Origin of the sequence: Methanoregula sp. (assembly GCF_003170075.1) — an archaeon.
In the GTDB taxonomy this organism is placed as follows: domain Archaea; phylum Halobacteriota; class Methanomicrobia; order Methanomicrobiales; family Methanospirillaceae; genus Methanoregula.
In genome coordinates this window covers 1-11,233 of sequence record NZ_PMZU01000053.1, presented here as the reverse complement: position 1 = coordinate 11,233, position 11,233 = coordinate 1, and the positions used below count along the sequence as shown (strand labels likewise).

The window sequence follows — 11,233 nt, the reverse complement described above, 5'->3', positions numbered from 1 at the left end:
TTTTCAGCAGTTGCTGAAAAACTGCTGTAAACGTGCTGTAATGCTGTAAACGACCCTGCGCTCACGTCGTTGTTGCCTCTCTTGTTGTCCTTGCCTTTGTTGTTGTCCATGCTCTTGTCGCTGCCCTTGCTTTTGATGTCATCATTGCCATCATCATCATTATCATCGTCATCATGATCGTGATCGAGCCAGCACGCGCCGCCACAGGTCCAGTGCCGGTACAGTTCCCGGCTCCATGAAAATGCCTCGGTCCTGCGCCGGATTGAAATCCCATCTTCATCGCTGACCGTTACGGTCCGGTCAGTAAAGGAGAGTGCCGGGCACTTCTCCAGCAGCCCGGTGTAATTCTTTCCCCGGCTGTCGTAGCCTTTCAGGGCACGGTAGATGTTGATGTAGGGCCAGCCGGTGAGCTCCTGAAGATCCTGGATAGTGAATTCAGAACGATCCGACCGGTGGATTAATGTCAGCAGGTCGGACTCTTTCTTGGTCATCTTCGATTCCTGCCCGCCCGCCGTGCCGTTCAGGAGCGTGAAGACATCATTCGCCGCTGCGAAATCGGCCTCATCCGCATACACGCAGAGCGTGCCATCGTCGCTCGTCTTCTGCCGGCGCTGCATGAAGAAGAGGGCCGCGTGGCTCTTGATCAAGTCGTAGAGCATGTCGGGGTTGCGCCGGTTGCAAATTGCGTTGAACCGTATCCGCTTTGAGTAGGGGATGATCACCCAGATCGTTTGCTCATGCAGGATCTCCCAGATAGCCCTGCAGGTCCTCAGCTCAGCGGTTTCATCAATAAATGAGTCCGGGTCCAGCATCTCCCGGACCTGCTTCGCTGCCAGCACCCGGGCATCCTGCTCGGACGACTCGTCGATCCAGCAGGTCAACATCCGGTTCATCACCTGGTCGTCACCAGTCCCTTCCTTCTTTGCGATCCACCAGACGCACCGCTCCGGTATTGTACAAACCCGGGAGCTAAGGTCTTTCGTGACTGTCGTGTGTGTGATCGGCTCGTGGAAATTCGATGTGGCGGACTTCAGGATCTCCTGTATCCCGTCCGAGAGCTCGGTGTCGTCGCTCATCAGGACCGTGCGGGGCCGGAGATCCTTCATGTAGTAGAGCGCCTTGTTGCTCACCGTGCCCTTCACCTTATACCGGTCCGGGACCTGGCGCATCATCTTGCGGAAGGCGTGGGTTTTTCCTTTGCCGGAGTCGCCGGTCACGGAGACGTGCAGCCCGTCCGAATTCTTCACGGCTTGTGAGGCCATCGAGAGGATCATGCACCGGGCAAGAATCTCATCGCCGACATGCTCCTGGGCAAATGCCGTGAGCATCAGGGCCACCGGGTCGCCGTGTTCCAGCATGTCGAGTGCCGCTGCCCGGGCATCAGGATTTGCCAGATCCGGGGCCGGGCCCGTAGCCTCAGTACCTTCGTTCTCAGCTTTCGCCTTTGCCCGGTCCTTTCTCCAGGTCTTCTGTTTCTGCTCCCAGTCCTTCCGCTTCGTTGCCCGGTCCGGCTCGAACTGCTCGCGGAGTTCATGCCACCGCTGAGTACCGCCGCCGCATGACGTGTGTTTGCAACCAGCGAAGATCGCACCGTTGCCGAACTGGATCACGAAGGCTCCGTCTTTGTGAGCCGATGAGAACGGGCACTGGTCAAGCACATAGAGCGTCCCGCCGCTGTACGGCTTCTCGGACCTGACATCAAGACCGTGATCCGAGAGCCAGTGGCTCAGGCTGAAGCGCTTGTCCTTTGCCGTTGCCGGCGGCTGCTGTGCGTGCTGCTCGGTCGGCAGCCTGGCCGCGAGGTCCCTGAGCTGATCGATCGTCACGACCGCCGGTTCCTCCGGGGCCGAGAGAATCCTGCTCCTCCGGTGCGGGCGGTCCGGGGTATTGTCTCCCTTCCGCGACACCGTACCGTATAGTTTCCAGATGCGGGCTGCGTTGAAGTTTGCCGTGTCCACGGTCACCCGCTCATCCGAGAAGAGGGCGTCGAGCGTGGCAAGACAGCTCTTCACGAGTGCCGTTGCCGCTTCATCGTTCGGCAGGTCAATGCAGTAGAGCAGGTGAGCCCCGTTGCCGGAGTCGGCCCGGACCGGGTCCGGGAAGCCGAGCCCGGCGATCCACCGGGCAACCTCATCAGCTTTCGCCAGGGCAAGCCCGTGCTCCTCGTCAGTACTCGATACACCGCTCGGTCGCAGCGGGTCGATGTCAATAGGCAGCCAGCGACGGCGCAGGATATCCGCGTCGCTCGTCGTGCTGTCTTTCTTGCCCAGGCGCATCTTGATCCGGTTCGCCCGGCGCGAGAGCAGGGCCGGGTTCACCTCGTTCAGCGTAACATAGATGCCGTGTACTGAGCTGTCTGCATCAAGTGGCTCAACGGAGCGGATGAGCGCCTCGTGATCGCTGAAGTAGCCGCTGTGAGTGTACTGGTCGGTGAGAGCCCGGACCTCGATGACCTGCCCGGGCCCGGCTATTCGGGCAACGGCATCACGGAGCAGACCATCCACACGTCACCACCCGGTTCCCTGCTGCGGTCTGCGGTGAAAAAATTGCAAGGTCAGCCATGCCCGTCGCCTTCTTCGGGGGCCGGGTCCTCCTGATTCACCCGCTGTGCGTGCTCATCAAAGGCCTCGACCTTGACGGTGTACCGGTGATGGAATTTCCGTTCGACCAGGATCTGGAAGACCGCCTCGCCCTTTTTCTTGATCTGGTCCGCGATCGCTTTCGGGATCAGGTAGAGCGGGATGCCTTCGATCCTCTCGGTCGTGACTGCCGGCTTCTTCTGCTCATCGGGCATAGGCAGCCACCTCGCGGATTGAGTCAGGCAGGACTTCGTAGCAGTGGATGGAACCGTTCGGCGAAATGACCCAGACCTCACAGCGGATAAATACATTGCCCGGGTTCATTGTCAGGAGTGAACGGAACTGGCAGATCTCGAACCGGCAGAACGATTCAACATACGGCTCGCTGACACTGCCATAAGCCGCCCGGATCTTCACGCCGAGCGTTTCGTAATCGCCCCGTATCCCGACAAGGTGGACCGGGATGTACCGGGCAAGGAAACTGCTCTCGACCGGCAGGACCGGCTCGTAGCCACGGGAAATGAGCAACTCGGTTGCCCGCTCCAGTGAGACAACAAACATGCTCTTCGCAATCATGCAACACCTCTGGTCTGCGATACCACCGGCCCGTGCAGCGAGAGTTTCGGGATCTCGCGGATGCTGTCCCGCAGGACCTCGAAGCACCGGAACCCGTGGGTCAACGAGTAAATCCAGATCTCGTAATGATATTCCGCATGGCCAATGTGGCGGGCGATGTGCTTGCGGAACTGCGCAAGATCGAGGCCGCATTTCTGCATGACCATATCGACTGTTGAGGGGAGATGTGAGAATTTCCGGATGCGGATGAACCGCTTCTCGCCCGAATCGCGTTCCGCAACCAGATGCGCCGGCGGCAGTTTCTTGTCAAAGCCGGGCGGGACCACCCAGACCCGGTAGCCGTGCACCTGGAGGAGCTCGCGGGCTCCCTCCTCGACCAGTGTTCCGCGACGACTGGTCATGATACTGGACCTCCCTTATGCGGAGAGAGGATTTCAATCTCCGGTTCGTTCCCTGGCACTTCAAAGAAGATGCAGGACACATCCTCTCCGAGCGCAACGGCGAGGAACTTGTCACGCGGGACCATGTACCGCTGTTTACCCAGCGCAAGGATAACGGCCCGACCAGAGGGACTGAGATACGCACTGCCGGAAACTACCGGCATCTCCGGTACGAGTTTCGGTTTTTTCAGGATCGGCACATGATCCCCGACAAAGAAGAGCATCCCCAGCTCTTCGGGGCAGATGTAATGCAGGTCGCCCCAGATGCGGATATGTACCCGGCCTTCGTCACCGCACATGATCTGGCCGGCAGCGTAGGCGGTCATGCTTTCCCTCCGATCATCTCCGACGCTTGAGGCAGGGATTTATGTCCGTATGTCAGATTTTGTTTGGCAGTCTCACCGGTAGTTAGGGGTAACGAGCTGGGTGAGCTGCCACTCTTCCGTTTCAGTTCCGCAAATTCCTGCCGGGTCACGATCTTCCAGTGCCCGTCTTCAACCATGACCTGTCCGATTCCATAGAATCCGGTCTTCTTCTCGTATGCATCAACTGCTTCCTGTGTGACGATGAGCGGTTCGTGTGTTGTCTGGTTCATTGTTCCACCGTTTTTTTCCCTGCGTTCAATGACAATTCAGTGATTTTTTGGAGATTCACATCCCGATGTTCCTTTTTCCGGTTCTGGCCGGTCCGTCCGGATTGAGCCATGGCTATTGTCCGGCCATTTGCCATTTTCCTCGAAACGGCAGGTGGCCTCCTGGACTCGCATCATGACAGAAATCCGTGCGGAGATTACGCGTTACTACTGACGATCACCAAAGTACGTGAAGAGCGAAAAGATCGGAGCGTGGCTGCTCGTCAGTCTGCACCACTGGCCCGTGTTCATGCTGCATCCGGTTCCGGACGCAACGCTGTTCATCCCAACCTGGCACTTTTTCTGAGCACGGGGTCCGGGCCTGCGGAATAAACCAATGATCCGATCCTTGATCGAATTTGCCGCAGTCCTTATCCGTTTACTCGTCTGTGTGAGGAAGTAGCACAGCATTGTAATATTTTTATAAATCCGCAGTTGTTTAAGAGGTTTTCTGAACCAGCGGGTTAGCTGACCGCTTTTTGTCGTACAAGTTTAACAAAAACGGTGACTTTTTGCGCAGGAAAATGTTGTGCGCGGCTGTTATTTTGGAAAAATGTAAAGACTATCTTTAATATTGTGGTTGGAAGTTTTGGAGGGGCGGGAGGTGCCGCAAAAACCGTTTCAATCATGTAGAGGTCAATGCGGATTCAACCGTTTCAAGAATTTTCAATGCTTCTTCATCTTCCGGATCGATCTTCAACGCCTCATCGATGACTTTCTTTGCCATTGAGAAATCCCCTCGTGTTAACAAGGCTCCGGCCTTCATCGTTAATGCAGGCATATTTTCATTATCGATTTGGAGGGCTGCATCAAAATTGTTAATTGCTTCATCAGGTTTGTCAAGATTGAGGTAAGAGATTCCCATCCCGATATGTGCAACCATCTGATTATCAGATTCCAGGTCCGATTCAAATGCTCTTTTGAATTTATTTACCGCTTGTTGGTTTTTCTCCTGCCCGATCAGGATCAAACCTTGCTGAATATAGATCTCACCATTTTCCGGATCCAGAGATTGTGCAGTATTGAACGCTTTTAACGCATCATCCAACTTTCCAAGGAACCGAAGAGCTAATCCTAAATTATGCCATGCGTGAAAATTGTATTTGTCGATTTTCACAACATGACGATATGCGGAAACTGCTTTCTCGTATTCTTCATTCTCATGATATTTTCGCCCAAGTTCGAACCATTCTTCTTTTGATTTCTCTGAATGTCCCATGGGAGATCACGTTATTGTTGGATTGTTTTTTTCTTCTGGGGTGCTTTCTGTCGGCAAATAATAGCATTTGTCCAGGATTAAACTGATCTGCCCATTGAGAGGGAGATAGTCCTTCCCGTAATCCTGAGCGGGTTGCCGCAATGAAATGAGGCGCGGATCGAACCGAAGATGCTCGACCGGGTTGTCAAATGCCCGCATTGCCGGTAACCTGATACCCTGTTTTCCGAATTCATTCATGAATTTTTTACGGACCTCGGAAAGGAATTCAAAATAATTGGCATTCCGGGGGATTTTGAGATGACTTGTCATTTTGTCCCGCGATTTGGTATCGTACGGCACGCAGATATCGGGAAGAAGAATGCAAAACTGCTTGGCGAAATAGACACTTTCCTTGATTTTGAAACTCTCAAATTTTTCTTTGAAATAACTGTCAAACCAGTCATCGCAGAATAGTGTTTTATTGAAATCGGCTGATTTGGCTGACAGGAGTTGCCATTCACCTCCTTTCAAATTAATTAAAACCGTGTAAGCATCTTTGACGCGGGATCTCAGGTTCGAAGGATCTCCGGCATCAACAGCCGTAATAAGATTCAGATGATCACAGCGATCGACAAACATCCTGAGGAATCCGAACATAAAGTCATCGAACTGAACATTCTTTTTCAGCTTCCAGTGACCGGTGCATCCCAGATCTTTTCTACAGGTACAGGATTCATTGCAGGTACAGTCTACATATTCCCAAAGTTCCGTCCGGGTAGCGTGTTCCTGGATCGGATACTTATTACGATTTTTCGCTGCCTGTTTGTTGGATTCGCCAATCCTTTCTATCATCCACTGTTGGGTAATTTCATCGTTCATTTGGATCTCCGTAATCCGATGTTGATCATATCGTAGAGTACCCTTCAATCTCGCCCATCACATTTTCAAATGCCGTATCAAAATCCGGAATATCGTGAATCTGATGGCCCAGCGAAACCTGCCACAGAGCGGCAAACTGATCCCGCTTCTCCCTCATGAGCGCGGGATCAACCGTGACTCCCTTATATTCACACTTGCGGTGCACAATTGATCTCACGATATCACGATCTACCCGGCCGACCAGCTGCCCGATGTCATAGAGATCGCGGGAGCGGGTCCGCTGGAAGATCGAACGGATCTTCTCTGCCATGATCTCTTCGAGCGCATACGAAGCCACTGACGTTTCAAGCCCGTCAGAATAATGATGGAAGACCGGGCGATCGCTGACCGGGAGCAGGATCTGTTCGCTGTCCGTGCTGGTCAGGTCCAGGTCTATTTTTATTGGCGAGGTCTGACCCCGGTGCAGGATCCTGAACCGGGTCGTTGCCTTGAAACCGTTCTTCGTTTGCCGGAAGCCAATATCATCTTCGAACTGGATACCGCTTTCATCCCGGACCCTGACCATCGCATTGATGACGGCTGTCCGCAGTGTATCCGCACCGACCGGCTCCAGCAGGGTGAAATCAAGGTCGTCGGAGAAGCGGTAATTTTCGATATACACTTTCCGGATGCCGGTCCCGCCTTTCAGCGCCATATTGATAGGACGCAGGGCGGACAAGAACCAGTTCTGTACATAATCCCGTTCGATCGTTGAGGTGGGCACGCCGAACTCGCGGGCCTGTTCCTTGATCTCGCGCTCAGGGATCATTCAAGAGACTCCGGCAGGACGGTATCATTATTGATGACGAGCCGCCATTTCGGATCGTTCTTCCCTTTCGCAGGCATTGTCGGGTCCAGCAGCAGGTATTTTTTTGACGGGGGGAGCGGGAGATTGACCGGGATCCCCATCTGCTCGCACAGGTACCCGAGCCTCCGGACCACGGCAAAATTGTTGATTTTAAGCGCATAGTTACTGAGCTGATTGTAGTCTAGTGAACCGGTTTTCAGCGCTTTGGCTACTTCGATGATTCCCCCGGCATAGTGGGGCTTGTCCAGGCAGTCGATGATCGTCTTCTCCTTGTCCGTGATGCTGATGGGCGTCTCTTCGATCCATTCCTTGCGGACGCCGAAGAACTTCTCTTCCTTCACCCGCACTATCTGGTAATTCACGCCAAAGATCTCCATCTGGTTCTTCTTCTTGCGTGCGGGAGTCTGGACAAAGACCGTGTTCGGGATCTGCTCGGTGAGCCCGTAGTAATGGAGGGCGCTCCAGTACGATATGGCAAAGGGTTCGACGAGATAAGAAGCGATAACGAATTCGTGAAGCGTGTATTTTCCCTTCTCGCTTCCGAGCGGGATGATCAGGTATTTGCCTTTCTCAATCCGCTCGATGAATCCTTTCTCCTCCATACGGGAGAGAATAACCCAAAGCATCTCTTTTTTGATGTGGGTTTTCTCGTATAACTGGGCAAATGAAAATACCTGGTTCTCTTTCGCCATGGACTTCAGGATCTCGATTGTCATACCCCGCTCCTTCTCCCAAATTCCTCATTAGGTACACCAACCTTAACATTTATGTTAATTTTGGTGTACGGGAGGGGGATTTTTTTGGAGCAGGACCGGTAATCGATAAGGGAAATCATGGAACCTTACACTACAATCTCGCCTTTTGCCATCTTGTCCTCCAATCTCGTAATAAATCTCTTGAGCGATGACGGATTCTTTAAAATGCTGTCGTGAATATCGTCTTCGGCTTCGGTTGCCAGTTCAGTAAGTGACCGTCCGCAGGAATTGCAGAACTCGGCCATAGGCCCGTTGATGAGCTTACAGTGCGGGCACTGACGGGGCTCGATGCGTAATTCGCTCATCCCTTCGCCCGTTTCGGTCTCCGTGATCCCGTAGGTTCGCAGCATCTCGTTGTCGATGTCCTTGCCCGTGAGATGGGCGTAGGTCTGGAACATGTTTGTCGTGAGGCTGCCCCACATCATCAGCTTGATCACGCTCTCCGATACGTTCTCTTTAATGAGGTGGGTGATGCGTGAATGGCGGAATATGTGCGGGGTGATATGCTTCTGGACCCCGGCCCGCTTTGCCAGTCGCTTGAGCTGCATGGCCACGGACCCGTGAGTGAGGGCCGTCTGGTGCTCCGTGATGAAGACCGGCATCTCGTTTGTAACCGGTTTTGCCGGATAATCGTTCTTCCATTTTGCCAGGGCCTCGCGGGACATGATGAGCCGGACGTACCGGGGCTTGCCGGTCTTGAAGTTCACGTTCGCGATAACGCCCCATTTATCGAAGGTTAGGTCGCCCCATTTCATTCCCCCGATCTCGCCGATGCGGAACCCGCCTTCGTAGAGCATCATGATGATGGCCCGGTCGCTGCTGCGGGTGCAAGCGTTCACCATCGCGGTGATCTCTTCGGTTGTGAGCAGGTCCGAGGCGACCTTGGTCATGGTCTCGTGGTGGGGTGTCTTGAGGGCCTTGAGTTTCTTTTCTGGGATAGAGACATACTCGTTCTCGATGAGCCAGAGGTAGAACTGTTTAAGGATGATCATGTGGTCGGTGATGGTGTTCTTCATGAACTCCCGGCCCCGCTTGCTCTTGCCGGATTTCAATGCAGCGATACCAGCGTAGAGTGCAGCCATATCATTTTGTTCGAAAGAGCCGATGAAGCGTCGCCAGCCGACAAGCGTGTACGTAATTTTGTACGCACGTTTGGTGCTGGTGTTGCGGGACGATTGCAGCTCAGCTATGAAGGACCGGATGAGCGTAACATCACGTTCGGTAATTTTTCCTTCCTTCAACGCTCTTGCAAAAGATCGTTCGGGGTAATCTGCCTTGATCTGATGAAAGGCATCATTGGAAATAGCACGTGGGGTACGAGCTGTCATAAGACAGCGTGTGTGGATGGGCTAAAAGAAGTTTACTGTAGATTCGAACACAATGTTCGAAAGCCCCAGCCGTGATTTGAACACGGGACCTGCTGATTACAAGTCAGCCGCTCTGCCAACTAAGCCACTGAGGCGCCATATACAATAGGCAGTTACTGGTAAAAAATGTGGTGCTTTCCGGGGGCATCCTCAGGAAAACCGGACATATTTTACCGGATCGCCGAATTTTATATAATCTCACATCGCCCAAAAAATTCTCCCACGGAAAACCGGTCATGCCTTTTCCGGGCTCCGCACTGTTTTAATTCCAAATACATTATACGCACCGGAACGGAGTAATCTAACAACGAATGGCTCAGCTGACCGTTGACATCGGGGGACGGGCAGGCGTCGACTGCCGGGGCTTCTGCGAGTACTGTTACTTCAAGCGTGTGAAAACAACCCGGGCATTCGGCTGCCGCTATTGCCTGCCGTTCAAGAAAGGCTGTGACTATTGCACACGGGGCGTCCGTGAGGAGTACAGCGGTTTCAAGGATCTCAGGACCATCGCGGATGAAACTCTTGCCGCCCTCCAGACAAAGACCGGCAACCTCGACCGCATCACCATCAGCGGCGGTGGCGATCCCAGTTGTTACCCGCAGTTTAACGATCTCATCGAACTGCTCGGCGCAACAGGAGCGCCACTCCATATCGGGTACACCAGTGGCAAGGGCTGGGATGACCCCAAGGTTGCAGATCTCCTCATCGACAACGGCCTCGCGGAGTGCTCATTTACCGTCTTTGCGGCAGATCCAACCCTGCGGAAGCGCTGGATGCACGACCCGACACCGGATGCCTCGCTTGCGATTCTCGAACGGCTCTGCAAGGGGGCCGATGTTTATGCAGCATCTGTCGTACTGCCCGGGGTGAACGACGGCGCCGTTCTTGAGCACACCTGCGAATGGCTCGAAGAGCGCGGCGTAAAAGGGCTTATCCTCATGCGGTTTGCAAATGCAACCGAACAGGGGCTCATTCTGGAGAACGCCCCGATCCTCAAGGAGCAGACCGTTCAATCGGTGGACTCGTTCCGGGACATGGTGACCGATCTCAGCAGCCGTTTCAAAATGAAGATCTCCGGCACGCCGCTCTGGGACCCGGAGATCGGTTCGCCGTTTGCGATCCTGCACGAACCCGCGCTCATGAAAAAACTCCCGCGCGCCCAGCGCCGGGCATCAGTCATCACCGGTTCCGTGGCCGCGCCGTATATCAGCGAGGTTTTGTCAGCACGCGGCGCCACGTCCCCGGTTATACCGGTAAAAAAAGAGATTGCCTGCCTGATAACAATCGACGATCTCAAAGATCTGGACCTTTCACGCCTCGAACCGACCGTCATCATTCCGGGCCGCGCCTTTGTCTATGATGCTGAAGCGCAGGACGTGTTAAGTCGCGACGGGACATCACGCGAAGTCATACGGGGACCGGATCAGCTCACTGCAGATGCCGAGACGAGTATGGGCATGACCCGGAACGAAGTGCTTGCACTGGAGATGGAAGGCTTTTCAACACTCATCCGGCAGATTAACCTGTACGGGAAATAAGCCGGCATGTTGAGTGCAACGGATAATAAACGGTCCGGGAATACTCTGCCGTTATTCTCTCGCTGATGCCTGATGGGAATAGTTATCCACCACCACAAGGGTACCTCACGCGTGCAGGGACAAATTACCGATACTCCAATAAACGTACGAGGCGCTATTTTAGCATTTCTTCCGAAAGAAACCAAAAAAAGCTCTTTGCTGAATTGTGTGGGTAAGTCTAATCTTCGTCAAATAATTTGATGGGGGCTAACGCCCCCAAAACCCCCATTAAGATGGACTCCGCCGCCCCCGAAGGGACGCCCCCCGCGGCGGCTCAAGCAACTAAATATAAGGTGAATTAATCGTTTAACTTACCCACACGAAATAGCAAGGAGCCCAAAAAATACCAAATAATTTCCCCGCCCCGCCGTGCCTCGGAGAGGC

12 protein-coding genes and 1 tRNA gene are annotated in these 11,233 nt (G+C 53.9%); 1 reads left to right on the top strand and 12 read right to left on the bottom strand.

Annotated elements, in window-relative coordinates; genetic code table 11:
* The 12 genes from QZN75_RS07040 to QZN75_RS06985 all read right to left on the bottom strand — a co-directional run.
* The coding region (locus QZN75_RS07040) for a hypothetical protein (protein WP_292426591.1) at positions 1–2,504 on the bottom strand (2,504 nt) is incomplete at its 3' end.
* Positions 2,505–2,554: 50 nt separating this feature from the next.
* On the bottom strand, positions 2,555–2,794 hold the full coding sequence (locus tag QZN75_RS07035; RefSeq protein WP_292426587.1) for a hypothetical protein: 240 nt from the start codon (positions 2,792–2,794) through the stop codon (positions 2,555–2,557).
* Complete coding sequence (locus QZN75_RS07030; protein ID WP_292426584.1) at positions 2,784–3,155, bottom strand: hypothetical protein; 372 nt, start codon at positions 3,153–3,155, stop codon at positions 2,784–2,786. Before QZN75_RS07030 ends, QZN75_RS07035 begins: the two co-directional genes overlap by 11 nt.
* Positions 3,152–3,556 carry a hypothetical protein gene (locus QZN75_RS07025; RefSeq protein WP_292426580.1) on the bottom strand — a complete coding sequence of 135 codons (405 nt, stop codon included), beginning with the start codon at positions 3,554–3,556 and terminating at the stop codon, positions 3,152–3,154. The genes QZN75_RS07030 and QZN75_RS07025 overlap by 4 nt, the downstream gene beginning before the upstream one ends.
* The gene (locus QZN75_RS07020) at positions 3,553–3,921 is read right to left on the bottom strand and encodes a hypothetical protein (protein ID WP_292426576.1); all 369 of its coding nucleotides are present in this window, start codon (positions 3,919–3,921) and stop codon (positions 3,553–3,555) included. The genes QZN75_RS07025 and QZN75_RS07020 overlap by 4 nt, the downstream gene beginning before the upstream one ends.
* Positions 3,918–4,190, bottom strand: a complete 273-nt coding sequence (locus QZN75_RS07015; RefSeq protein ID WP_292426573.1) for a hypothetical protein — start codon at positions 4,188–4,190, stop codon at positions 3,918–3,920. The genes QZN75_RS07020 and QZN75_RS07015 overlap by 4 nt, the downstream gene beginning before the upstream one ends.
* 661 nt (positions 4,191–4,851) lie before the next feature.
* Positions 4,852–5,445, bottom strand: a complete 594-nt coding sequence (locus tag QZN75_RS07010) for a lipopolysaccharide assembly protein LapB (protein WP_292426570.1) — start codon at positions 5,443–5,445, stop codon at positions 4,852–4,854.
* A gap of 6 nt (positions 5,446–5,451) precedes the next feature.
* Positions 5,452–6,303: a hypothetical protein gene (locus QZN75_RS07005; protein ID WP_292426568.1), complete on the bottom strand. Its 852-nt coding sequence runs from the start codon at positions 6,301–6,303 to the stop codon at positions 5,452–5,454.
* A gap of 25 nt (positions 6,304–6,328) precedes the next feature.
* Positions 6,329–7,111, bottom strand: coding sequence for a nucleotidyl transferase AbiEii/AbiGii toxin family protein (locus tag QZN75_RS07000; protein WP_292426566.1), 783 nt, complete (start codon positions 7,109–7,111; stop codon positions 6,329–6,331).
* Entirely contained in the window at positions 7,108–7,866 is a 759-nt protein-coding gene (locus QZN75_RS06995; RefSeq protein ID WP_292426564.1) for a type IV toxin-antitoxin system AbiEi family antitoxin, read from the bottom strand. Before QZN75_RS06995 ends, QZN75_RS07000 begins: the two co-directional genes overlap by 4 nt.
* 125 nt (positions 7,867–7,991) lie before the next feature.
* Complete coding sequence (locus tag QZN75_RS06990; protein ID WP_292426560.1) at positions 7,992–9,146, bottom strand: site-specific integrase; 1,155 nt, start codon at positions 9,144–9,146, stop codon at positions 7,992–7,994.
* A gap of 148 nt (positions 9,147–9,294) precedes the next feature.
* Positions 9,295–9,367 (bottom strand) — tRNA-Thr (locus QZN75_RS06985).
* Positions 9,368–9,583: 216 nt separating this feature from the next.
* Between QZN75_RS06985 and mmp10 the strand changes: the two genes are divergently transcribed.
* Positions 9,584–10,810, top strand: a complete 1,227-nt coding sequence (gene mmp10 / locus QZN75_RS06980) for a methyl coenzyme M reductase-arginine methyltransferase Mmp10 (RefSeq protein WP_292426557.1) — start codon at positions 9,584–9,586, stop codon at positions 10,808–10,810.
* Positions 10,811–11,233: the final 423 nt, after the last annotated feature.